Source organism: Pseudomonas sp. UBA6323, from assembly GCF_002439135.1.
GTDB lineage: Bacteria > Pseudomonadota > Gammaproteobacteria > Pseudomonadales > Pseudomonadaceae > Aquipseudomonas.
Map to the genome: position 1 here is coordinate 103,667 of NZ_DJSX01000015.1, position 23,132 is coordinate 126,798.

A 23,132-nucleotide genomic window follows, 5' to 3' on the forward strand; every position below is an offset into this window, starting at 1 on the left:
CCGATACAGATCAAACTGCCCAGCGGGCCTGACCATGGGAGACAGTGCATGTCCCTTGTCACTTACCAAACCAGCATCCAGAACGACTGGGTCGACTACAACGGCCACCTGCGTGACGCCTTCTATCTGCTGATCTTCAGCCATGCCACCGATGCGCTGATGGACGTACTGGGCCAGGACGAAAGCGGCCGCGTGCGTACCGGGCATACGCTGTACACCCTGGAATGCCATCTCAACTTCCTGGCGGAAGTGAAGGAGGGCGAGCGGGTGGAAGTGCGCACGCAATTATTGGCGCATGACGCCAAACGCCTGCATATCCACCATGCGCTGTATCGACCTGGCGAGAACGCCAGCCTCGCGGAGAGCGAGCAGATGCTGATGAACATCGACAGCGCCGCCGGCCGCGCGGCGCCGTTCGACGCGCAAGTGGCCGACAAGGTCGCGCGACTGGCCAGCGAGCATCAGGGGCTGCCACAGCCGGCCTGCATTGGCCGGGTCATTGGCCTGCGCCGCGGTTCCTAGGATAGTCCGCGTCGCAACCCTTATTTCGGTTTGTATGCGCAATACCCCGGCCGCGGGCCGACCTTGGGGTGATGACGGCAGGTGTCCGGGCGCTTCTCGTAGACCGTGCACAGGCGCGTCTTGCGATCGAGGAACAGGCAGTCGTTGTTGGACATGCGCGTCAGGGTGAAGATGCCCGACTTCTGGTTGAAGCGTTCGACCACTCCATCCTTCTGCAGGCGCTTGGCGATGTTCTTCGGTGGCTCGCTGCGTTCGAACTCGTCCACCAGTTCCAGGCGGATCAGATCGTTCAGGCGCACTTCTACCGGCAGGGTGCAGCAGCTGGAGATGCAGCTGTGGCACATGTCGGCCGTATATTTGGCCCAGGTTTCCAGGCGGTCGATCTCGGCGGCGGCTATCAGGCGGGGCTTCATCATGGTTGGCTATCGTGCGGTCTGCGCCGCTGCTGTCACGGGGCGGCGATAATAGCGGGCGCGTGGCGTTTGTGAAGCACCGGCTGGCAGTTGGCTACTTTGCGTTGTGCCTGTGACCTGTGTGGCAGTCGTCTCTCTGTGGCTGGACGCTCGCTGCTCCTATACTGGCAGCCACCTCGGGCTACCGGCAGGGACGCGAGGACATTTCCACAGCGGTAGGACATAACGCATGCAATGGATCTTCATGCTGGTCGGTTTGGTGCTCGGCATGGGCGCCAGCGAATCGGCCACGGGCGCAATTCTTGGGGGCTTGATGGGCCTCAGTCTGGGCCAGGCGCTGCGCCTGCAAGGGCTGGAGTCGCGCAACGCGCAACTGGCCGCGCAGCTCAAGGACTTCGCCGAGCGCTTCGACCGCGGTACCCGCGCGATCCACGAACGCCTGGTCAAGGTGGAGCAGGGCGAGCGCAGCGAGCCGGAACCTTTCCCGGCCGCAGCACCTGCCGAAGCCGAAGCCCCGTCCGAGCCGGAGGTGCAGCCTGAGCCGGTCGTTGCCGAAGAGCCCGTGCCGGAGCTGGACTGGACGCTACCGGAGTTGGAGGCGCTCCCAGCCGAACAGCCTGCACCGCTTGCCGCACAGGTCATCCCCAAACCGCAGCCGGCTCCCCAGCAAAGCCCTTGGCGTGAACAGGCGCAGCGTGAACCGAATCTGATCGAGCGTGGCATTGCCGCCGCCAAGGCCTGGTTGTTTGGTGGCAACACCGTGCTGCGCATTGGCGTGGTGCTGCTGTTCCTCGGCCTGGCCTTCCTCCTGCGCTACGCCACTGAGGGCGTCGAGGTGCCGGTGGAGTTTCGTTACATGGGCGTTGTGGCGAGTGCCCTGGCCTTGCTGGGCCTGGGCTGGTGGTTGCGTCGGCGTAACCGCAACTACGCCCTGGTGCTGCAGGGCACCGGTATCGCTGTGCTGTACCTGACGGTGTTCGCCGCCATGCGCCTGCATCCGCTGCTCGACCCTGGCATGGCGCTGGGGCTGTTGGTCGCGGTCACACTGTTCTCGGCCATTCTTTCGGTGCAGCAGAATGCCCTTGGCCTGGCGGCTGCGGCGGCTCTGGGGGGCTTTGCCGCGCCGATCCTCACATCGACCGGCAGCGGCAGCCATGTCGCGCTGTTCTCCTATTTCGCCCTGCTCAATGCCGGCATCTTCGCCATCGCCTGGTTCAAGGCCTGGCGCCTGCTCAACCTGATCGGTTTCGTCGGCACCTTCGGTATCGGTTTCGCCTGGGGCCTGCGTTCCTACACGCCCGAGCTGTTGTGGAGCACCCAGCCCTTCCTGATCCTGTTCTTCCTGATGTACGTGGTCATCGGCCTGCTGTTCGCCCGCCGTACCCTGCGTGACGCGGCCGATGCGCCCGAGGCGCGTGACGAGCTGCTGCGCTGGTCGCTGCGCCGTGGCGACTATGTCGATGCCACCACGCTGTTCGGCCCGCCGCTGGTCGGCTTCGGCCTGCAGGTGGCGTTGGTGCGCCATATCGAGTTCGCTGCGTCGTTCAGCGCCCTTGGTCTTGGCTTGTTCTATCTGCTGCTGGCGCGCGTACTCAAGGCGCGTGCCGGCGAACGAGCGTTGCTGCTGGTGGAAACCTGCCTGGCGCTCGGCGTGGTATTCGCCAGCCTGGCCATCCCGCTGGGTCTGGATGCGCGCTGGACGAGCGCTGCCTGGGCGGTGGAAGGCGCCGGTATCTACTGGCTCGGCCTGCGCCAGGGCCGACCGCTGGCGCGTGCCTTCGCTCTGTTGTTGCAGGTGGGCGCGGCGTTGGCTTTTCTCAGTGGTCTGGATTTCGGCTACGACAGCCTGCTGGCCGGGTCGCCGCTGGGCGCGCTGATGCTCGGCGTGGCGCTGCTGTTCAGCTACTGGCAACTGCGCCAGGCGCCGCAACTCGCCAATGCCTGGGAGAACCGACTGCTGCCCTGGCTGGGCATTGCCGGTCTGGCGTTCCTCTATCTGATCGCACCGCTGCTGTTCGAGGCGCCCGGTACGGCGATTGCCTGGGCGCTGGCCGGGCTGGCGACCTTGTTCGTCGGGCTGCGTATTGCCGCGCCGAGCTTCGTCTACAGCGCCTTCGCCATCCAGTTGCTCGGTGGCCTGCTGTTCCTCAGTCAGATGGCGCTGGATTCTCTGTTTGGCGGCGGAGGTTTCAGCGCCGGATGGTTCGGCCTGCTGGCTGCGTCCATGGTCGGTTTCGGCCTGATTGCCGGCATGCTGCTGGCGGCGCGTGATCCGCACATCCGCGAGAACCGCCGGCTGCTCGGCGCACTGTCGGCGGTCATGCTGGTGGGTCTGGTGTTCATCAATCTGGCCGTGCTGTTCGTTCTGCCCTGGGTCGCAGCCGCGGCGGTATGGGGCGGTACGGGGCTACTGATTCTCTGGTTGGGGTTGTATCTGCAGCAGCGTGCGGCCTTCCTGTTCAGCCTGGTGCTGCAGGTATTCGCCGGCCTGGCCTTTCTTGCTGCGGGGCCGCTGTTGTTGGCGGGGATCAGTGGTGACGGTCTTTCGCCCTTGGCGCATACCGGCTTCTGGACGCCTGCCGCGCTGGGGCTGGCCGCGCAAATCGGTGCCTGGCGCCTGCATAGCCTGGCGCGCGGCGGTCGTGAGACGGGCATCGATGGCGTCAGCCTGCAGCGCCTGGGCCAGCTGCTGCTGGCCTGGGGCGCCGGTTGGTGGGCACTGGCTGTGAGCAGCGAAGTGCTGCGCTTCGTGCCGCCGGATCCGCAAGCCAGCGCGTTGCTGGTGCTGGTGGCACTGTCGGTGCTGATCTGGATGCTGCTGGCCTTGCGCACCGGTTGGCGCGAGCTGGCGGTACTGTGCAGCCTGCTGGCCCCGGTAGCCGGGTTGATCCTGATTCATGCCTGGCATCCGCTTTACCATCCGGCCGCGAACTTTGGCTGGCTGGGGTGGACTGCGGTGATCGCGGTGCATCTGCTGGCACTGCGGCGCCTGACCGATCTGCTGCCGAGCCAAGTGGCCAGTGTCGCCCATGTGCTTGGCTGCTGGCTGCTGATCGGCGTGCTGGCTTTGGAACTGCGTTACCTGCTGCTGAGCCTAGCCGATCATTACAATGCCTGGCGCTGGCTGGGCTGGGCGCTGCTGCCGACGGCCTATCTCTGGGTCATGGCGCAGGCGCGTCGCCTGCCCTGGCCGGTGGCCGGCTTCGAGCGCGAATACCGCCTGTGGGCAGCGGCGCCGCTGGCCGCGCTGATGCTCGTCTGGTTCTGGCTGGCCAACGCCAACAGTGCCGGCGACAGCGACCCGCTGCCCTATCTGCCGCTGTTCAACCCGCTGGAGCTGGGGCTGCTGTTGTGCCTGGGCGCGCTGGTCGTATGGGGGCGATTCGCCCTGCCGCGTTTCGGCCTGGAATCTGTGCGTGCACTGCAGATCACGCAGGGTGTGGCGGGACTGTCGCTGTTTGCCCTGCTGACGGTGATGGTGATGCGTACCGCTCATCACTGGGGCGGTGTCGCCTGGGACAGCCCGGCGCTGTTCGATTCGATGCTGGTGCAGGCCGGCTTGTCCATTGTCTGGACCCTGATTGCCCTGGCGCTGATGCTGTTCGGCCACCTGCGCGTGCGTCGCGAGCTGTGGCTGGTCGGCGCCGCGCTGATCGCTCTGGTGGTGGCCAAGCTGTTCTTCATCGAGCTGGGCAATCGTGGCGGGCTGGAGCGCATCGTGTCGTTCATCGGTGTCGGCGTGCTGCTCTTGGTCGTGGGCTATTTTGCCCCGCTACCGCCGCGCAAGAGCGATGAAACCCCTGCGAACAAGGAGTCGTTGTCGTGAGAATCATCGCCACCCTTCTGGCCCTCGGCCTGTCGCTGCTCTCCAGTGTACAAGCCGAAGAGCGCCCGCAGGATTATCGCCAGTTGCTGCCGCTGACGCTGGACGGGACCGGCCCCTGGTATCGGGTCGAGTTGCCGATGGCCGTGCACTACGCCGCTCGGCATGCCGATCTGCGTGACCTGCGCATCTTCAACGGTGCCGGTCAGGCTCAGGCCTATGCGTTGCTGCCAGGCCGGAGCGAGTCGCGCGACGAGGAACAGGAGCACGGGGTGCGTTGGTTCCCGTTGTATGCCGACGCGCAGCAGAACGATGCGCCGCGCCTGCGCGTGCAACGCAGCACTGACGGTACCTTGATCGAGTTGAGTGGTGACGAGCCGTCGCCCGCGCAGCGCCAGCTGCGTGGCTGGCTGCTCGACGCCAGCGCCATCGATGCGCCACTGGTGCGCCTCGATCTGAGCTGGAGTGGCGGCGAGGAGGGCTTTCAGCATTTCGCCATCGAGGCCAGCGACGACCTGCAGCAATGGCGCAGCTGGGGCGAGGGGCAGGTGGCGCGCCTGAGCTTCGCAGGCGACAGAATCGATCAGCGTCAGGTGGAACTGCCCGCTCGCTCGACACGCTACATCCGGCTGCTCTGGGACAGCCCGCGGCAGGCGCCGGAGCTGGACGCGGTGACGCTGCGCAGTCGCCGCCAGGCGAGCAGCCCGGCGCCGCTGGTCTGGTCCGAGCCGATGCAGGCGCAGGCCACGAACGATGGACATTACCAATGGCAATTGCCGCAAGCGCTGCCCCTCGAGCGTCTGCGCATCAACCTGGACGAGCCCAACGCCCTGGCCCCAGTCTCGTTCGAGGCGCGCGTGCTGGAGAAAGACCCCTGGCGGCCGCTTGCCAGTGGTGTGCTCTATCGGCTGCCACAGGATGGTCGCGAGGTGCGCCAGGATGAATTGGCCTTACCGGCCTGGCCGGTGCGCCATCTGCGCATGAAGATCGACGCGCGTGGCGGCGGCCTGGGCGATCAGGCACCGACCGCGGTCTTCGCTGTCCGCGCCACCCAGCTGGTGTTCCTGGCGCGCGGCGAGCCGCCCTACCGACTCGCGGTAGGAAAGGGCGATGTTACATCGGCCGCGCTTCCCGTCAGCACCCTGATCCCCGGATATTCGGATGAGCGTCTGGCTTCGCTGGCTGTAGCACAGGTCGATGTCGCTGCCGTGCAGTCGACTGAGGTGGATGTACCGATGACTGCGGCGATGGACTGGAAGCGTTGGGGACTTTGGGCTGTACTGTTGCTCGGCGTGGCATTGTTGGCTGCGATGGCGGCGAGCCTTCTGCGGCGCCCCGACAAAGGCTGAGTGCTATGGTCGGGAATGCATGTCATTACTGTTCAAGCCATGCTTTTGCAGTATCGTAAGCAGCGTTCACGGTTTCTTCGGTTGGGAAGTATCGCCGCGTTGTGAGTCGTGAGCAGTTTCGGGCGCCAGCGCCCTCTACTCTGGTCAGGAAGGCCCGCTTGCGTATCTCGACTCGCTTCATCGTTCCCTCCGTAAAAGGCTTTTGCCAACGGAGGCCCGGTTGATACAGGCCTGCATGGCGCCGGGCTGGTCACCGTCGCCCCCGGTTCTCGTCACCCTGCTGGTGTGCTTCGGCGTCATCCTGCTGGCGCACTGGATGACCCGCCAGCGCGATTTTCCAGGACGCGACAGCTTCATACTGCTGCACCTTTCCAGCCTCTGGTGGATGGCCTGCGCATCACTCGAACTGAGCGTGATGTCGGCAGAGTGCAAGATGTTCCTCTCCGGCCTCGCCTGGCTCGGCATCCTGTTCACGCCCACGTTCTGGGCGGTATTTCTCTGGCAGTACGTCAACAGCGTGCGCACACCGGTGCCGCGCGCCGGCGTGCTGGCGCTGAGCCTGATGCCCGTGCTGGTCTGGATCATTGCGCTGAGCAACCCCTGGCACGGCCTTTTCTACCTTGCCAGCACTGGCCCGATCGACGATAGCCCCGGGGCTCCGGTGCTTTATCGGCATGGTCCGCTGTTCTACGCCACCGCGGCTTATGTCTACCTGCTGATGGCGTTCTGCATGGGCGTGGTGGTGCGTGCAGCGGTGCTCAGCCACGGGCTGCATCGGCGACATTATCTGGGCTTCGTCCTAGTCACGGCAGCGCCCTGGACGGCCAACATCGCTTACGTGGTGTTCGGCTGGACGGTGTTTGGCGTCGACCCCACGCCGTTCTGCTTCGCCTTTACCCTGGTCGCCTTCGCCTGGCTGATTCACGGCGTGCGCCTGTTCGACCTGCTGCCGGTGGCGCGGCACCTGCTGCTCGAAGCGCTGATCGATCCGGTGCTGGTGGTCGACCCGCGCGGGCGGGTGATCGAGGCCAACCCGGCCGCACTCAAACTGGCCGGGCAGCAGCAGGGCTGGCAGGGTCAAGCGCTGGCCGACTGGCCGGTATTCGGCACCGACCTGCAGCGCTTGCTCGAACAGCACGAGGGCGAGGCGAGCGAGCAGATGCTCAGCCTGACCAGCGCCGCGCGCTACTACGAAGTGCGTGTGCGCGGGATCGAGCGCACGACGCGCAACGGCCCGGTTCTGCTTGGGCGCATGCTTTACGTGCGTGATGTCACGCAGCGCCATCTCGCCGAGCTCAAGCTGGCCGAGGCCCTGGCCGTCAGCGAGGAGCGCTTGCGCACCATTTCCGTTTTGCACGAGCAACTGCGTGAGCAGGCGTTGTGCGACCCGCTGACCGGACTCTACAACCGTCGCTATCTGGATGAGTTCTTCGACCGTGAACTGGCCAGGGCGCAGCGCGAAAATCTGCCATTGGCACTGGCGCTTATCGATCTCGACCATTTCAAGCAGCTCAACGACGAGTACGGTCACCTGGTCGGCGACGACGTGCTCAAGTCCGTGGCACAGCACCTCTTGGACAACCTGCGCAGCACCGACGCGGTATTCCGTATCGGTGGCGAGGAATTTCTGCTGATTCTGCCGGGGTTGAATGCGCAGGCTGCGCACGCTCGACTCGAATCGCTGCGCATGCAGCTGGCGAGCGTGGATCACCCGACGCGCATGGGTACGATGCCTGTGACCTTGTCCGCTGGCATTGCGGTATGGCCGGCCAATGGTGGACAACTCGATGCGCTGCTGCATGCGGCAGACATAGCACTGTATGCGGCCAAACGCGGCGGGAGGAATCGTATAGCTTTGGCTTCATAGAGTGAATATCGCAGCCAACTGGATGTTTTTCAGCGCAGGAGCCGCTACATTTTGTTGAGAAGTTCATTCCAACAACAATAAGGACTTGCCATGAAACGTCTGCTCAAACCGCTGGCGGCTGCTTGTTTGCTGGCTAGCGCCCATCCTCTTTACGCCGCCCCCTACAGCGCGTTGCACGTATTTGGTGACAGCCTCAGTGATGCAGGCTGGTTTACTGATGCTGATGGCCCAGCCGGTGCTACTACCCGTTTCACCAATCGAGTTGGCCCTACCTATCAGGACGGCAGTGGCGAAGCTTTCGGCCCGGTGGCGCCCATGCTGCTTGGCGATGCCCTTGGCTTGGGTGGAGCAGGCCTGGGGCCGGCGAATTCGGTTGAGGGTGGCAACAACTGGGCGGTTGGTGGCTATCGTACCGACGAGATCCTCAACACCATCAGCGGTCCAGGCGGGTACCTGGCCTCCAGCGGCGGGCGTGCCGATCCCAACGCGTTGTATTACCTCACCGGTGGTGGCAACGATTTTCTTCAGTTTCGTGTCATCGATACCGCCAGCGCTCAAGCGGCTGGCGGTAGGCTGGTCGACAGCGTCGAGGTTCTGCAGCAGGCAGGCGCGCGCTACATCATGGTGTGGCTGCTGCCGGATATCGGTCTGACACCGAATTTCTACGGTGGCGGACTGCAGGACTTCCTTTCCGGGCTGGGAAGCGACTTCAACCAGGAAGTGGTAAGTCAGTTGGCAACCATCAATGCCAATGTGATCCCGCTGAATATCCCGCTCAATCTTTCGGAAACACTGGCTGATCCCGGCCGTTACGGCCTGGTCGATGACCGTGACGCGGTAATCGGCAGCTGTTTCGATGACTGCACCAACCAACACCCGGTTTACGGGGTCAATGGCACCAATCCTGACCCGACCAAGCTACTGTTCAACGACAGCGTTCATCCGACGATCGCCGGGCAGCGTATCATTGCCGACTATGCCTACTCGCTTCTCGCGGCGCCTTGGGAGATCACGCTTCTGCCGGAAATGGCATTGGGTACGCTGCGTGGCCACCAGGACCAGTTGCGCGCTCAGTGGCTTGCCGACTGGGAAGCCTGGCAAGGGGTAGGGCAGTGGCGTGCCTTCATCAACACCGGCGGCCAGCGCCTGGATTACGATCTGCACGGTGGCGATGCCGATGGCAATGGCTACAGCCTCAACTTCGGAACCAGCTATCGAGTCAATGACGCCTGGCGCCTGGGCCTGGCTGCCGGGCTTTACCAGCAGAGCCTGGAAGCAGGCGCTGCAGATTCCGATTACGATCTGCGCAGCTACCTGGGCACTGCGTTCGCGCAGTATCAGCACAATCGCTGGTGGGGCGATTTGTCCGCCAGTATCGGTCGTCTCGACTACGACGACCTCAAGCGCAAGTTCGCTATCGGTCCTGCCACCAACTCGGAAAAGGGCGATACCGACGGTGATCTGTGGTCCTTCAGCGGCCGCTTCGGCTACGACATCGCTCAGCCTGGCAGCCAGTGGCACCTGAGCCCTTTCCTGAGCGCCGACTATGCGCGGATCGAAGTGGACGGCTATGCCGAGGATGGCCAACGCTCCACGGCCCTGAGCTACGGAGATCAGGTGCGCAAATCCAAGCGTCTCGGTGCCGGCCTGCAGGGGCTTTACGACCTCACGCCACAGACCCGTCTCTTCGCTGAGCTGGCGATGGAGCGGGAATATGAAGACGATCCAAGCGAAGTGCGCATGGCTCTTAACAGCCTGCCGGGGATCGGTTTCGAACTGCCTGGCTATCAACCGGACGACCGTATGTGGCGCGGCCATGTCGGTGTCAGCCATAACCTGGGGAACGGTTTGTCGCTACGCGGCAGCTATAGCTACCGGCATGCCGACGATGAAGCCCAGCATGGTTTGAATCTTTCCCTGTCACTGGAGCTCTAAGAGTCGTTCCGACGCCGGCGTAGTTCCTCTGAAGAGCGCTGGCAGCCGGTCCGAAGCGCGCTTCGTCATTTTCTCCTGCTCGTCGTGGCCTCAGGGAGGCGGCCATGGCGGGAACGGGTTAAACTGCGCGCGATTTTTCCCCTTTCCGGAGCCGTCCATGTCCCGCGTCACCCTGAGCCGCTACCTGATCGAGCAGACTCGCAGCCATAACACCCCGGCCGACCTGCGTTTCCTTATCGAAGTCGTAGCACGGGCCTGCAAGGCGATCAGCCACCAGGTTTCCAAGGGCGCCCTCGGCGGCGTACTGGGCAGCCTGGACAGCGAGAACGTACAGGGCGAGGTACAGAAGAAGCTCGACGTCATCTCCAACGAGATCCTGCTCGAAGCCAACGAATGGGGTGGCCACCTGGCCGGTATGGCGTCCGAGGAAATGGATAATGCCTACCAGATCCCCGGCAAGTATCCGAAAGGCGCCTACCTGCTGGTATTCGACCCGCTGGACGGCTCCAGCAACATCGACGTCAACGTTTCGGTCGGCACCATCTTCTCGGTGCTGCGTTGCCCCGAGCGCAACGGCGAGACCGGTGACCTGGGCGAGGAGGCTTTCCTCCAGCCGGGCACGCAGCAGGTTGCGGCCGGCTACGCCATCTACGGTCCGCAGACCATGCTGATGCTGACCCTTGGCGACGGCGTCAAGGGCTTCACCCTGGATCGCGAACTGGGCAGCTTCGTGCTCACCCACGACAACATCAAGGTGCCGGAGTCGACCAAGGAATTCGCCATCAACATGTNNGGCCGACGTGCATCGCATCCTTACCCGTGGCGGCGTGTTCATGTACCCGCGTGACGCTCGCGAGCCCGAGAAGCCGGGCAAGCTGCGCCTGATGTACGAAGCCAACCCGATGTCGATGATCATCGAACAGGCTGGCGGCGCTGCCACCGACGGTAGCCAGCGCATTCTCGATATCCAGCCCACCTCGCTGCACCAGCGCGTGCCGGTCTTCCTCGGCTCCAAGGAAGAAGTATTGCGCGTTACCGCCTATCACCGTAGCTGATGCACGCCTGGCAGCCGTTGCTCGACTGGTGGTTCGGTGCCGATCACGGCACCGCCACCGAAGTGGCAGCGGCGCGCCACGGTTTGTGGTTCGGCAAGCGTGACAGCCAGGATCGCGAGGCCGAGGTGCGTTTCGGCGCATTGGTCGAGCAGGCCCTTGCTGGCGAGCTGCAAGGCTGGGCGGATGACCCACAGGGCTGGCTGGCGCAACTGATTCTTCTCGATCAGTTGCCGCGCATGATCTTCCGCGATACGCCCCGGGCCTTCGCCGGTGACCGCCTAGCTCGCCCGCTGTTGCAAGCAGGGTTGGATCGCGATTGGGATCGCAGGCTGGCACCCATCCAGCGGGTGTTTGCCTATCTGGTGTTCGAGCATGCCGAAGACCTGCCCTTGCAGAACCGCGCCGTCGAGCTGTTCGCCAGCCTGGTGAACGAAGCCGCCGCCGGCGAGCAGACGTTATTCGCCGACTTCCTCGATTTCGCCGAGCGCCACCAGCGGATTATTGCCCGTTTCGGGCGCTTCCCTCATCGCAACGCGATTCTGGGGCGCGCCTGCACTGACGAAGAGCAGGCCTTCCTGCGGGAACCCGGCTCGCGTTTCTGAACTCCAATCGGGCAAGTCGTCGCCGGCTATGCCAAGCTTGCCGGCACCTTCCCATCTGGAGCTTTATCCATGTCGATGCGTATCGTCGCGTTGCTCGCATGCTGCCTGCTTGCCGCCTGCAGCAAGATCAATCAGGAAAACTACTCCAAGCTCGAAGCCGGCATGAGCAAGCAGGAAGTGGAAAGCCTGCTCGGTGCGCCGGCCGAGTGTGCCGGTGCGCTGGGGATGACCAGCTGTACGTGGGGCGACGACAAGGCTTATATCAGCGTCCAGTACGCCGGGAACAAAGTCATGCTGTTCTCCGGCAAGGGACTCAAGTAAACAGGAGCTTCCATGCGTTCGATCCTAATCGCCAGCGCCATTCTCGCCCTCGCCGGCTGTGCCAACTCCGGTACCGGCAGCATTCAGAAGCCGCCACCGCAGACCATGCAGGTCGACCTGCAGCGCTACCAGGGCACCTGGTACGAGCTGGCGCGCCTGCCGATGTTCTTCCAGCGCAACTGCGTGCAGTCCGAGGCGCATTACGGTCTGCGTGACGATGGCCGCATCGACGTGACCAACCGCTGTCGCGACAAGGATGGCGAGTGGATCGAGGCCAAGGGCGTCGCCGAGCCGCAGGTCGAAGGAAAGACCGACAAGCTCTGGGTCACCTTCGACAACTGGGCCAGCAAGCTGCTGCCGATCAAGGGCGACTACTGGGTGATCTACCACGACGAGGACTACCGCGTGGCGCTGGTCGGCCACCCAGAGCACAAGTACCTGTGGCTGCTGTCGCGCACTCCGGAAATCGACCAGGAAACCCGCAACAAGCTGCTCGACATCGCGCGCGAGCAGGGTTACGTGACCTCGGACCTGATCTGGCGCAAGGCCGACTGATATCCCTGTAGCCCGGATGCAATCCGGGGATGTTTTCCCGGACTGTCACGGATTGCATTCGGGCTACGCCTTCACTCCCAATCCAGGCGCGCGAGCTTCCATTCGCCGTCGTCGAGCCACCACTCCAGTTTCACCGCATAGTGCCGTGCGCTGTCGGGAATCAACCCTTCGGCGCCGCTCAGGCCCACCTGCGCCTCGGTGTAACCCTTGCTGCTGATGGCCTTGTCGATCCAGCTGTTCTTGCCCAGGGCGAGCACCTTGACGTTCTTGTGGCGCAGAAACAGCAGGGTCATGGTGCGCTTGGCCCATTCGCGATTGAGCTCTTGGCGAGCCAGGAAATCGCCATGCAGCTGGTCCATTACCGCACCGGTGCTCTTGGCTTCGATATTGTCCTGCAACTGCTGAACAGCGGCTTCCAGTGCAGCCTGCGGGTCGTCCCGGCCGCCGCAGCCGACGAGCAGGAGGGTTAGCGAGATAAACAGCGACCAGGATAGATGACGCATCGACATGCTGAACTTCCTTTTCATGGTTATGATGCCGGGCAGAGCGGACACGGCAGTTGTAGCCCAGCGAACAGGAGCCAACCATGCAGACTTTGTATCCGGAGATCAAACCCTACGCACGCCATGAGCTAGCGGTCGAGGCGCCGCACGTGCTGTACGTCGACGAGAGCGGCTCGGAGGACGGGTTGCCGGTGTTGTTCATTCATGGCGGTCCGGGCGCCGGCTGTGATTCTGCCAGCCGCCGCTATTTCGACCCTGCACTGTATCGCATTGTCACCTTCGACCAGCGCGGTTGTGGTCGCTCCATGCCGCACGCGAGCCTGGAGAACAACACCACCCAGGCGCTGATCGGTGATATCGAGCGTATTCGCGAGCACCTGGGGATCGACAGGTTCGTGCTGTTCGGCGGCTCCTGGGGTTCCACCCTGGCGCTGGCCTACGCGCAAGCGCATCCGCAGCGGGTGCTCGGGCTGATTCTGCGCGGCATCTTCCTGTGCCGGCCGCAGGAGTTCAGCTGGTTCTATCAGGAGGGCGCCAGCCGCCTGTTCCCCGATTACTGGGAAGACTATGTCGCGCCAATTCCGGCAGAGGAGCGCGGCGATCTGATGCAGGCCTTCTACAAGCGCCTGACCGGTGCCGACCAGATCGCCCAGATGCACGCGGCCAAGGCCTGGTCGACCTGGGAAGGGCGTACCGCCACGTTGCGCCCGAACACCCAGGTGGTCGAGCGCTTCAGCGAGGCGCATCGAGCGCTGTCCATTGCCCGTATCGAGTGCCACTACTTCGTCAATGATGCCTTTCTCGAACCGAACCAGTTGCTCCGCGACATGCCGAAAATCGCCCACCTGCCTGGCATCATCGTGCACGGCCGCTACGACGCCATCTGCCCGCTGGACAACGCCTGGGCGCTGCACCAGGCCTGGCCCAACAGCGAGCTGCAGATCATCCGTGACGCTGGCCACTCGGCGGCGGAGCCGGGTATCACCGATGCGCTGATCCGCGCCACCGAGCAGATGGCCCGCCGCCTGCTCGACCTGCCGCCGGAGGACGCATGAAGCTGCTGATCCAGCGCGTTACTGGCGCGCGGGTAGAGGTCGAAGGTGAAGTGGTGGGGAGCATCGATCAGGGCCTGTTGGCGCTGGTCGGTATCGAACCGCAGGACGATCAGGCCAGCCTCGCCCGCGCCCTGCACAAACTGCTGAACTACCGCGTATTCAGCGACGAGGCCGGCAAGATGAATCGCTCGCTGACGGACGTGCAGGGCGGTCTGCTGCTGGTCTCGCAATTCACCCTGGCCGCCGACACCAAGAGCGGCATGCGCCCCAGCTTTTCCAGCGCAGCGCCGCCTGCGCAGGGCGCTGCACTATTCGATGCCTTGGTCGAGATGGCCAAGGCCCAGCACCCTCAGGTCGGCACCGGACGTTTCGGCGCCAATATGCAGGTGCACCTGGTCAACGATGGGCCGGTAACCTTCCTGCTCGAGGTGTGAGCCTGGCGTTGAGGGACCTTCACAGCTTTCGCGGCTAAAGCCCCTCCCACAAGAGTGTGGATGCGCTGGCAAAAGCAGGCATGTCACCTCCCTGTGGGAGGGGCTTTAGCCGCGACTACCAATCAGCGCTGTGCATCGGGTGGACAACGCGAAGCTTGTCCACCGCCCGTAGGGTGCGTCGCGCGCTCCAGCGGTTCAAAGAACGCGATCAGAACAACCTAGCCAGCAATGCCGGCACTGCCGTCTCTACCCGCAGAATGCGCTCGCCCAACTGCACCGGCTGCAGGCCCGCGGCTTCACGCAGTAGCTCGACTTCGTAGGGAATCCAGCCACCTTCCGGACCGATGGCCAGGGTCACCGGCTGCTGCACCGCACGCGGGCAGGCCGGGTAGTCGCCCGGGTGGCCGATCAGACCCAGCGTGCCGGCTGCCAATGCCGGCAGGCGATCCTCGACGAAGGGCTTGAAGCGCTTCTCGATGCTTACCTCAGGCAGCACCGTATCCCGCGCTTGTTCCAGGCCGAGAATCAGCTGTTCGCGAATCGCCTCGGCCTCCAGGAATGGCGTCTGCCAGAAGCTCTTTTCCACGCGGTAGCTGTTGACCAGCACCAGGCGTGGCACGCCCATGGCGCTTACGGTTTGCAGCACACGCTTGAGCATCTTCGGGCGGGGCAGGGCGAAGACCAGGGTGAGCGGCAGCTTGGCTGGTGGCGGCTGATCAAGGCGAATCTGCAGCTCTGCATGTTCGGTGTCCAGTGCGAGCAGATGACCTTCGCCCATCATCCCGCCAAGGCGGCCGACGCGCAGACGATCACCCGCTTCGGCGCGATGCACTTCACGCAGATGCTTCAGGCGCCGGCCAGTGAGGCGAACTCGATCGACGCCGACGAAATCGGCGTCTTCCAGCAGCAGCAGATTCACGACAGTGGTGCGGGCGGCTGGTCTTCGGGCTTGGCGTCTTCCTCGGCCTGTTCCTCGTCGCGCTTGCGCTTGACCAGTGCGCCAGCCAGCAGGCCGCTTTCGAACAGCAGCCACATCGGCAAGGCCAGCAGCGTCTGCGAGAACACGTCCGGCGGCGTCAGCACCATGCCGATCACGAAGCAGCCGACGATCACGTAGGGGCGGCTCTTGCGCAAGGTTGCGACATCGACCAGTCCGACCCAGATCACCAGGAAGGTGGCGATGGGGATCTCGAAGGCCACACCGAAAGCGAAGAACAGCGTCAGGACGAAGTCCAGGTACTGGCCAATGTCGGTCATCATCGCCACCCCTTGCGGGGTCACGCTGGCGAAGAAGCCGAACATGATCGGGAACACCACGAAGTAGGCGAAGGCCATGCCGGCGTAGAACAGGAAGATGCTGGAGATCAGCAGCGGCACCGCGATGCGTCGCTCGTGGGTGTACAACCCCGGGGCGATGAAGCCCCAAGCCTGGTGCAGGATCACCGGCATGCCGAGGAACAGCGCGCACATCAGGGTCAGCTTGAACGGCGTGAGGAAGGGCGAGGCGACACCGGTGGCGATCATCGTCGCGCCTTCCGGCAGGTAGGCGCGCAGCGGCGCCGCGACCAGGGCGTAGATGTCCTGGGCGAAGTAGAACAGCCCGCCGAAGATCAGCAGGATGATCACCACGCAGCGCAACAGGCGTGTGCGCAGTTCGGTCAGGTGCGAGACCAGGGGCATTTCCTGGTCGGCGTCCGGCAGTTTGCTCATGGCTGGGGATTCTTGTCCTGGGCGACGGGCGGGGGCGTCTCGGCACTCTTGCTGGCCTCGCTACCCGGGTTGAGGCTGGTGGTGTCGAGGATGTCCTGCTTCATCGCCTTCATTTCCCGCTCCAGCTCGAGAATCCGCTCGTTGTGCAGCTGGCGGCGGATTTCGTCAGCGCCGATCTCGCGCTCCACCTCGGCCTTGATCGAATTGAAGCTGCGCTTGATCCGGCCGATCCACAGGCCGGTGGTGCGCACGGCGCCGGGCAGGCGCTCGGGGCCGAGCACCACCAGGGCCACCAGACCGACCAGCAGCAGTTCGGTAAAACCGATGTCGAACATGGCTTAGTCTTTCTTCGCCGGCTCTTCGACCTTGCGTGCCTGGGCGTCGATGGTCTGACCCTTGGGTTCTTCCACGGCTGGCTTGTCGGCCTCACCGTTGTCCATCGACTTGCGGAAGCCCTTGATCGCGTCACCCAGGTCCGAACCCAGGTTCTTCAGGCGCTTGGTGCCGAACAGCATGACCACGATGAGCAGGACGATCAGGAGTTGCCAGATGCTGATACCGCCGAATCCCATGATGAGTACTCCGTTGTAAAAGTTATTCGGATTGCGGTCGCGCGGCTTTTTCCGCGTGGCCGGAGAGGCCGAAACGGCGATCCAGTTCATCCAGCACGGCCTGCGGATGCTGGCCGAGGGCGGCAAGCATGACCAGGCTGTGGAACCACAGATCGGCGGTTTCGTAGATCAGGTCCTTGCAGTCACCGCTGGCGGCGGCGTCCTTGGCGGCGAGGATGGTTTCCACCGATTCCTCACCGACCTTTTCCAGAATCTTGTTCAGGCCCTTGTGATACAGGCTGGCGACATAGGAGCTGTCCGGCGCTGCGCCTTTGCGCGCTTCCAGTACTTCGGCCAGGCGGCTCAGGGTGTCACTCATGGCTGTGTCCTGCATAGATGGCGTGCGGATCTTTCAGCACGGCGTCGACGGTTTTCCAGCCGCCATTCTCGTAAACGCGATAGAAACAGCTCTCACGCCCGGTGTGGCAGGCGATGCCGCCCAGTTGCTCGACCATCAGCACGATGACGTCTGCGTCGCAGTCCAGGCGCAGCTCGTGCAGCTTCTGTACATGGCCGGATTCCTCGCCCTTGCGCCACAGCTTGCCGCGCGAGCGCGACCAGTAGATGGCGCGCTGTTCGCTGACGGTGAGGGCGAGGGATTCGCGGTTCATCCAGGCCATCATCAGGATGCGGCCGGTCTGGTGGTCCTGGGCGATGGCCGGCACCAGGCCGTCTTCGTTCCAGTGGATTTCGTCGAGCCAATCGTTCATCGGTGTTCCAAGTCTGCCGGGGCTGCCGGACTGTCAATTCGCCAAGTGTGCCAGCGCCGTGGCTAGCTGGCTATCGGCGCAGCACCAGATAGAGTCCGCCGCCGACCATCAGCCAGGCGGGCCAGGCGGCCAGCAGCGGTGCCAGGCCTTGAATGGTGCCGGCGCCGATCAGTGCGGCGCCGAGCAGACGCAGTGGCCAGTGATCATTGTCCGGACGTTGTTCTTCCCGTTGCTGCGAGCGTTGCAGGCGCTCCAGGGTGTCGCGGGCTATCTGCGACAGGTGCGGTACCTGCTCGGCCTGTTGCTGCAGGTTGCGCAGCAGGTGCAGCGGGCTGATGCGCTCGCGCATCCAGCGTTCGAGGTAGGGCTGGGCAGTGCTCCACAGATCCAGATCCGGATACAGCTGGCGGCCCAGACCTTCGATATTGAGCAAGGTCTTCTGCAAGAGAACGAGCTGTGGCTGCACTTCCATATTGAAGCGACGTGCGGTCTGGAACAGGCGCAGCAGTAACTGGCCGAAGGAAATGTCCTTCAGCGGCTTTTCGAAGATCGGCTCGCACACGGTGCGGATGGCGGCCTCGAATTCGTTGACCTTGGTTTCCGCCGGTACCCAGCCCGAGTCGATGTGCAGCTGCGCTACCTTGCGGTAGTCGCGCTTGAAGAAGGCCAGCAGGTTGCGCGCCAGATAATCCTGGTCCTCGTCGGTAAGGCTGCCGACGATGCCGCAGTCGATGGCGATGTACTGCGGGCTCCAGGGTGTGCGGGTGCTGACGAAGATGTTGCCGGGGTGCATGTCGGCGTGGAAGAAGCTGTCGCGGAACACCTGGGTGAAGAAGATCTCCACGCCGCGCTCGGCCAGCAGCTTCATGTCGGTGCGCTGGTCGGCCAGGGTGGCCAGGTCGGTCACCGGAATACCGTAGATGCGCTCCATCACCAGCACCTGGTGGCGGCACAGGTCCCAGTAAACCTGCGGCACGTAGAGCAGTGGCGAACCTTCGAAGTTGCGTCGCAGCTGGCTGGCGTTGGCCGCCTCGCGCAGCAGGTCGAGTTCGTCGTAGATGGTCTTCTCGTAGTCGCTGACCACCTCCACCGGGTGCAGGCGGCGGGCGTCGGCCGAGGCCTTCTCGGCTATGCGGGCGATCAGAAACAGCCAGGCCAGGTCCTGGCGGATCACCGGCTTGAGACCCGGGCGCACCACCTTGACCACCACTTCCTCGCCAGTCTTGAGCTGCGCGGCATGTACCTGGGCTACCGAGGCCGAGGCCAGCGGCTGGCTGTCGAATCGGGCGAACAGCTCGCTCACCGGCGCGCCGAGCTGGCGCTCGATCAGGGCGATGGCCTGATCCTCGGGGAACGGCGGTACTCGGTCCTGCAGATGCGTCAGCTCGTCGGCGATGTCCGGCGGCAGCAGATCGCGACGGGTGGACAGCAACTGGCCGAACTTGATGAAGATCGGCCCCAGGTCCTCCAGCGCCAGGCGCAGGCGCGCGCCGCGCGACAGCGCCAACGGCTTGCGAGGCAGCCAGCGCCAAGGCAGCAGGCAGGACAAGGTGCGCAGCCAGAACGGCAGCGGCAGCTCGAAGAGCATCTCGTCCAGTTGATAGCGGATCACTACGCGCTGGATGCGCAACAGACGGCGAACGGCAAGCAGCTTCATGCGTCGGGCTTATTGGCAGAAGTGAGGCGCTCGATGCGTGCTTCCAGGCGGTCGAGGGCGAGTTTGAGTTGGTCCAGTTCGGCGAAGCGCACATCGGCTTCGCGCTGTCCCACCAGGGTTCGGGATTCTTCGGCCAGGTAGTCAGCCAGGTCCTGCCTGAGGCTGGCGGCGCCGTTGCTGGCCAGATTCACCCGGCTGCGCAAATGGCCGGCGAGCAGGGTAGTGGTCACCGGGCCGAGCCAGCGCGAGAGTTCGTATTCCCAGTCCAGCTCCAGGTCCTGCAGGACGCCTGCCAGTTGCAGCAGCACGGCGCTGTCGCCATCGAGCGAGACTTCCGGGCGATGCAGGACGGCGGTCTTCTCGCGGCTCAGGGCCAGGCGCGCCAGGCTGGCAGCCGGTGCGGTGAGGGTGCAGTCGGCGGGCGCGTGCCATTGTGAGGCCAACTGCAGACCGTCGCCGCTGGGCAGGATGAACAGCTCCAGCGCCGGGCTTTGGCAATGCACGGCGATGACCTTGCCGCTGAGCGCCTGCAGGCGTGGCAAGGCAGTGCCATCGAGGCGCAGGACGCGATTGAGGCCCGTCTCGACGCCGGCCAGCAAACCCGTGATGAGCATTAAGGCTTGATGCCTCTGTGCAGAGCGACGATGCCGCCGGTCATGTTGTGGTAGGTGACGCGCTCGAAACCGGCGTCGACCATCATCGCCTTGAGGGTTTCCTGATCCGGGTGCATGCGGATCGACTCGGCGAGGTAGCGGTAGCTTTCCGAATCATTGGTGATCAGCTTGCCGGCCAGCGGCATGAAACTGAACGAGTAGGTGTCGTAGACCTTGGCCAGCAGCGGGTTGCCGGGCTTGGAGAATTCCAGCACCAGCAGGCGGCCACCGGGCTTGAGCACGCGCAGCATGGAGCGCAGGGCGTCTTCCTTGTGCGTTACGTTGCGCAGGCCGAAGGCGATGGTGACCACGTCGAAGTGGTTGTCCGGGAAGGGCAGCTTCTCGGCATCGGCCTGGACGAACTGCACGTTGCCGGCCACGCCCTTGTCCAGCAGGCGATCACGGCCGACCTTGAGCATCGAGTCGTTGATATCGGCCAGCACCACCTCGCCGGTGGGACCGACGATGCTGGCGAACTTGCGGGTCAGGTCACCGGTACCGCCGGCGATATCCAGCACGCGATTGCCCGTGCGTACGCCTGACAGCTCGATGGTGAAGCGCTTCCACAGGCGGTGCAGACCGCCGGACAGCACGTCGTTCATCAGGTCGTACTTGGCCGCCACCGAGTGAAAAACTTCGGCTACCTTCTCTGCCTTCTGGCTTTCCGGCACGTCCTGGAAACCGAAGTGGGTGGTGGGTTCCTGCTCCTGGGCCTTGCGTGGATCGCTCATGTCGCTCTCACCGGATAGAAAACCGCATCATTCTAAAGCTGCGGGCAGTCTTTGTCTTGCTCGGGTGCCCGGCCGCGCGGTGGGCTGGTAGAGTGATGTGACCTCATGCCGCAGCCTTGCGGCACGCTGCCAGTTCAAGGAGTTGCCATGTCCCGCATTCGTGTCGAACGATCTCATTCCCTCGGTCGCGAGGGCGCCCGCAAAAAGGCCGAGCGTCTGGCTGAACGCCTGGCCAGCGAGTACGACGTGCGCTATCGCTGGAACGGCGACACCCTGGAGTTCAAGCGTAGCGGCGCCGACGGCAGCATCACGGTCGGTGAAGATACCGTGCGTGTGGAGCTCAAGCTCGGGCTGCTGCTGTCGCCCATGGGCGGCATGATCCAGCGCGAGATTGAGCAGGTGCTGGACAAGTCGCTTGCTTGAACCTGTAGGAGCGAATTCATTCGCGAATGAATTCGCTCCTATAGGTCCGGGGACTCTTAGTATGTAATTTCTAATTTTTCTCCCTAGGGTGTACCCAAGCCTGCATTTCCGTGGGCGTTTCCGCTAACTGTAAAGCGCGTGAGGTGCACCATGTCGAAAGTCGCCGTGAAGAAAAAAGTCGAAGCCGTGGTCGAAGACAAGGCCGGTTTGTTCGACGACGTGAAGGGCTATGCCCGCAAGATCTACCTCGCTGGCCTAGGCGCTTATGCCAAGGCGGGTGTCGAGGGGGCTGAATACTTCAAGGAACTGGTCAAGGCCGGTGAAGGTGTCGAGAACAAAGGCAAGAAGCTGGTCGACGAACAGGTCGAGGCCGCCAACAGCCAGATCGAATCGGTCAGGCAGTCGGTCAATTCCAATGTCACCAGCGTTAAAGGCAAGGTCGAAGTTCGACTCGACAAGATCGAGAAGGCTTTCGATACTCGTGTGGCTTCCGCTCTGAACCGCATCGGCATTCCGTCCAAGCAGGACGTCGAAACACTCTCTGCTAAGCTGGATGAGCTGAGCGCGTTGCTCGAGCACGTCGCGCGTACCAAATAAGGAGATCAGGATGGCTGTTAAGAAGAAAACCGAGAAACAGACCAGCTCCTGGATCGGCGAGGTCGAGAAATACTCGCGCCAGATCTGGTTGGCAGGCTTGGGCGCTTATTCCAAGGTCAGCAAGGACGGCACCAAGCTGTTCGATACTCTGGTCAAGGACGGCGAGAAAGCCGAGAAGCAGGCCAAGAGCGAAGTCGACAAGCAGGTTGACGCGGTGAAGTCCGGCGTCGGCAGCAAGGTCGGTTCTGCCAAGTCCAAGGTCGATGAAGTCCGGGGCAAGGCGATCGGCAAGTGGGGCGAGTTGGAAGAGGCTTTCGACAAGCGTCTGAACAATGCCATCTCGCGTCTGGGCGTACCCAGCCGCAATGAGGTCAAGGCATTGAACGACAAGGTCGACAGCCTGACCAAGCAGCTGGAGAAAATCACCGGCGTGTCGGCCAAGTCGGTCGCCAAGCCAGCTGCCAAAGCAGCGCCCAAACCTGCTGCCAAGGCCGCTGCGAAACCTGCTGCGAAGCCGGCCGCCAAGCCGGCCGCCAAAGCTGCAGCCAAGCCAGCCGCGAAACCAGCCGCTCCGAAAGCTGCGGCTGCAAAACCGGCAGCCAAACCTGCGGCCAAGCCCGCGGCGAAGCCGGCAGCCAAGGCCGCAGCGAAACCCGCCGCCAAGCCAGCCGCTGCAGCAAAACCTGCGACCGCCGCCAAGCCGGCAGCTGCCAAGCCTGCGGCCAAACCGGCTGCCGCGAAGAAGCCGGCGGCGAAAAAGCCTGCCGCGCCCAAGGCGACTGCGGCGAAACCGGCAGCACCGACTCCGGCCCCGGCGACCGCTGCAACTCCGGCAGCTACACCGGCTCCGGCTGCCGCTCCGGCGACTCCCGCCGCCTCGTCCTGAGTTTTTCGGGATCGCAAACGCCCGGCCTAGTGCCGGGCGTTTTCATTTCAGGCTTCCAGATAACGCTCTGCCAACTGCTCGACCGTGCCGCGTGAAGGCGGGTTCAGGTGCGGTGCGACCAGCATCATGATCTGGTACACCACCAGGCGTACTTCTGCGTCCTGATCGAGGATGCGCTGGTAGTCGAGGGAGAACAGCAGGGTCAGGGTGATCTGCTCGACCAGTTGGCCAAGTGCCTGGGTACCGCTGTTCAGCTGTCCATCGGCCATCAGGCGGGCGAGCAGGGCGGCCAGGGTGCGTTTCAGCGCGTTCAGCCAGTGGCGAATGCCACGCGCCAGTTTCGGCAAGCGCCCGGCCAGGTTGGACATGTCCTGAAAGAGAAAGCGGTACTGCGACAGGCGCTCGACGATCAGGTGCAGAAACAGCCAGTAGTCTTCGACATCCAGTTCGGCCTCGGCAGGCGGGTCGAGCAGCGGCGCCATCTCGCTCTGGAAACGCTCGAACAGCTCCAGCACTAGCGGCTCCTTGCCGTGAAAGTGGTAGTACAGATTGCCCGGGCTGATCTCCAATTCGTTGGCGATCTCCAGGGTGGAGACGTTGGGCTCGCCGTGCTCGTTGAACAGCTGCAGGGCGGCTTGCAGAATGCGTTCGCGGGTTTTCATCCTTGGCTTCTTGTTCGACTGGGCGCGAAGAGCTGACGATAACCGGCCGCTACGTTGC

Annotated in this window: 25 protein-coding genes and 1 pseudogene; 14 read left to right on the forward strand and 12 right to left on the reverse strand. The window is 63.7% G+C overall.

All coding sequences use genetic code 11. From position 1 onward, the window contains the following. Positions 1-48 precede the first annotated feature (48 nt). Entirely contained in the window at positions 49-522 is a 474-nt protein-coding gene (locus tag B3P22_RS04505; protein ID WP_296270058.1) for a thioesterase family protein, read from the forward strand. Between the two features lie 20 nt (positions 523-542). On the opposite strand, the gene B3P22_RS04510 is transcribed toward B3P22_RS04505, so the two are convergent. After that, positions 543-938 carry a YkgJ family cysteine cluster protein gene (locus B3P22_RS04510; protein ID WP_061238470.1) on the reverse strand — a complete coding sequence of 132 codons (396 nt, stop codon included), beginning with the start codon at positions 936-938 and terminating at the stop codon, positions 543-545. Positions 939-1,164: 226 nt separating this feature from the next. Here B3P22_RS04510 and B3P22_RS04515 point away from each other — a divergent pair, with 226 nt between their 5' ends. The 8 genes and pseudogenes from B3P22_RS04515 to B3P22_RS04555 all read left to right on the forward strand — a co-directional run bounded on the left by B3P22_RS04515 (position 1,165) and on the right by B3P22_RS04555 (position 12,442). Continuing rightward, complete coding sequence (locus B3P22_RS04515) at positions 1,165-4,761, forward strand: DUF2339 domain-containing protein (protein ID WP_296270059.1); 3,597 nt, start codon at positions 1,165-1,167, stop codon at positions 4,759-4,761. Then, positions 4,758-6,107, forward strand: coding sequence for a DUF3999 domain-containing protein (locus B3P22_RS04520; RefSeq protein WP_296270060.1), 1,350 nt, complete (start codon positions 4,758-4,760; stop codon positions 6,105-6,107). Before B3P22_RS04515 ends, B3P22_RS04520 begins: the two co-directional genes overlap by 4 nt. 223 nt (positions 6,108-6,330) lie before the next feature. After that, positions 6,331-7,974, forward strand: a complete 1,644-nt coding sequence (locus tag B3P22_RS04525; protein WP_296270097.1) for a histidine kinase N-terminal 7TM domain-containing protein — start codon at positions 6,331-6,333, stop codon at positions 7,972-7,974. Between the two features lie 90 nt (positions 7,975-8,064). Further along, a complete protein-coding gene (gene estP / locus B3P22_RS04530) occupies positions 8,065-9,909 on the forward strand; it encodes an esterase EstP (RefSeq protein ID WP_296270061.1) in 1,845 nt (614 codons plus the stop codon). A 157-nt stretch (positions 9,910-10,066) separates the two neighbouring features. Continuing rightward, positions 10,067-10,964: pseudogene (locus B3P22_RS23715) on the forward strand (class 1 fructose-bisphosphatase). After that, a complete protein-coding gene (locus B3P22_RS04545) occupies positions 10,964-11,566 on the forward strand; it encodes a DUF924 family protein (RefSeq protein ID WP_296270063.1) in 603 nt (200 codons plus the stop codon). Before B3P22_RS23715 ends, B3P22_RS04545 begins: the two are co-directional and overlap by 1 nt. 69 nt (positions 11,567-11,635) lie before the next feature. Further along, positions 11,636-11,887 (forward strand): outer membrane protein assembly factor BamE domain-containing protein, encoded by a 252-nt coding sequence (gene bamE, locus B3P22_RS04550; protein ID WP_197857985.1) that lies wholly within the window; start codon positions 11,636-11,638, stop codon positions 11,885-11,887. Positions 11,888-11,899: 12 nt separating this feature from the next. Then, a complete protein-coding gene (locus tag B3P22_RS04555) occupies positions 11,900-12,442 on the forward strand; it encodes a lipocalin family protein (protein WP_296270064.1) in 543 nt (180 codons plus the stop codon). Positions 12,443-12,513: 71 nt separating this feature from the next. Here the strand turns inward: B3P22_RS04555 and B3P22_RS04560 are convergent, their stop codons facing one another. Then, complete coding sequence (locus tag B3P22_RS04560) at positions 12,514-12,951, reverse strand: hypothetical protein (RefSeq protein WP_296270066.1); 438 nt, start codon at positions 12,949-12,951, stop codon at positions 12,514-12,516. 77 nt (positions 12,952-13,028) lie between these two features. Between B3P22_RS04560 and pip the strand changes: the two genes are divergently transcribed. Next, positions 13,029-14,000: a prolyl aminopeptidase gene (gene pip, locus B3P22_RS04565; RefSeq protein ID WP_296270067.1), complete on the forward strand. Its 972-nt coding sequence runs from the start codon at positions 13,029-13,031 to the stop codon at positions 13,998-14,000. Next, positions 13,997-14,434 (forward strand): D-aminoacyl-tRNA deacylase, encoded by a 438-nt coding sequence (dtd, locus tag B3P22_RS04570; RefSeq protein ID WP_296270069.1) that lies wholly within the window; start codon positions 13,997-13,999, stop codon positions 14,432-14,434. The genes pip and dtd overlap by 4 nt, the downstream gene beginning before the upstream one ends. Before the next feature lie 208 nt (positions 14,435-14,642). On the opposite strand, the gene B3P22_RS04575 is transcribed toward dtd, so the two are convergent. The 9 genes from B3P22_RS04575 to ubiE all read right to left on the reverse strand — a co-directional run bounded on the left by B3P22_RS04575 (position 14,643) and on the right by ubiE (position 20,506). Then, positions 14,643-15,353 (reverse strand): 16S rRNA (uracil(1498)-N(3))-methyltransferase, encoded by a 711-nt coding sequence (locus tag B3P22_RS04575; RefSeq protein WP_296270071.1) that lies wholly within the window; start codon positions 15,351-15,353, stop codon positions 14,643-14,645. After that, on the reverse strand, positions 15,350-16,144 hold the full coding sequence (gene tatC / locus B3P22_RS04580) for a twin-arginine translocase subunit TatC (protein WP_296270072.1): 795 nt from the start codon (positions 16,142-16,144) through the stop codon (positions 15,350-15,352). The genes B3P22_RS04575 and tatC overlap by 4 nt, the downstream gene beginning before the upstream one ends. Next, positions 16,141-16,479, reverse strand: coding sequence for a Sec-independent protein translocase protein TatB (gene tatB, locus B3P22_RS04585; RefSeq protein WP_296270074.1), 339 nt, complete (start codon positions 16,477-16,479; stop codon positions 16,141-16,143). The genes tatC and tatB overlap by 4 nt, the downstream gene beginning before the upstream one ends. A 3-nt stretch (positions 16,480-16,482) precedes the next feature. Next, positions 16,483-16,716: a twin-arginine translocase TatA/TatE family subunit gene (tatA, locus tag B3P22_RS04590; RefSeq protein WP_197857977.1), complete on the reverse strand. Its 234-nt coding sequence runs from the start codon at positions 16,714-16,716 to the stop codon at positions 16,483-16,485. 22 nt (positions 16,717-16,738) lie between these two features. Then, on the reverse strand, positions 16,739-17,074 hold the full coding sequence (locus B3P22_RS04595; protein ID WP_011920745.1) for a phosphoribosyl-ATP diphosphatase: 336 nt from the start codon (positions 17,072-17,074) through the stop codon (positions 16,739-16,741). Further along, on the reverse strand, positions 17,067-17,465 hold the full coding sequence (hisI, locus tag B3P22_RS04600) for a phosphoribosyl-AMP cyclohydrolase (RefSeq protein WP_004372946.1): 399 nt from the start codon (positions 17,463-17,465) through the stop codon (positions 17,067-17,069). Before hisI ends, B3P22_RS04595 begins: the two co-directional genes overlap by 8 nt. 70 nt (positions 17,466-17,535) lie before the next feature. Next, positions 17,536-19,122: a ubiquinone biosynthesis regulatory protein kinase UbiB gene (gene ubiB, locus B3P22_RS04605; protein WP_296270077.1), complete on the reverse strand. Its 1,587-nt coding sequence runs from the start codon at positions 19,120-19,122 to the stop codon at positions 17,536-17,538. Continuing rightward, a complete protein-coding gene (locus B3P22_RS04610; protein WP_296270079.1) occupies positions 19,119-19,736 on the reverse strand; it encodes a ubiquinone biosynthesis accessory factor UbiJ in 618 nt (205 codons plus the stop codon). The genes ubiB and B3P22_RS04610 overlap by 4 nt, the downstream gene beginning before the upstream one ends. Beyond that, a complete protein-coding gene (ubiE, locus tag B3P22_RS04615) occupies positions 19,736-20,506 on the reverse strand; it encodes a bifunctional demethylmenaquinone methyltransferase/2-methoxy-6-polyprenyl-1,4-benzoquinol methylase UbiE (protein ID WP_279916504.1) in 771 nt (256 codons plus the stop codon). The genes B3P22_RS04610 and ubiE overlap by 1 nt, the downstream gene beginning before the upstream one ends. A gap of 147 nt (positions 20,507-20,653) precedes the next feature. Here ubiE and B3P22_RS04620 point away from each other — a divergent pair, with 147 nt between their 5' ends. From B3P22_RS04620 to B3P22_RS04630, 3 genes are all read left to right on the forward strand, one after another. Then, the gene (locus tag B3P22_RS04620; protein WP_296270080.1) at positions 20,654-20,929 is read left to right on the forward strand and encodes a polyhydroxyalkanoic acid system family protein; all 276 of its coding nucleotides are present in this window, start codon (positions 20,654-20,656) and stop codon (positions 20,927-20,929) included. A 150-nt stretch (positions 20,930-21,079) separates the two neighbouring features. Next, positions 21,080-21,526 carry a phasin family protein gene (locus tag B3P22_RS04625; RefSeq protein WP_197856955.1) on the forward strand — a complete coding sequence of 149 codons (447 nt, stop codon included), beginning with the start codon at positions 21,080-21,082 and terminating at the stop codon, positions 21,524-21,526. 10 nt (positions 21,527-21,536) lie between these two features. Further along, a complete protein-coding gene (locus tag B3P22_RS04630) occupies positions 21,537-22,412 on the forward strand; it encodes a phasin family protein (protein WP_197856956.1) in 876 nt (291 codons plus the stop codon). 47 nt (positions 22,413-22,459) lie between these two features. Here B3P22_RS04630 and B3P22_RS04635 read toward each other — a convergent pair whose 3' ends face one another. Next, positions 22,460-23,074 (reverse strand): TetR/AcrR family transcriptional regulator, encoded by a 615-nt coding sequence (locus B3P22_RS04635; protein WP_197856957.1) that lies wholly within the window; start codon positions 23,072-23,074, stop codon positions 22,460-22,462. Positions 23,075-23,132: the final 58 nt, after the last annotated feature.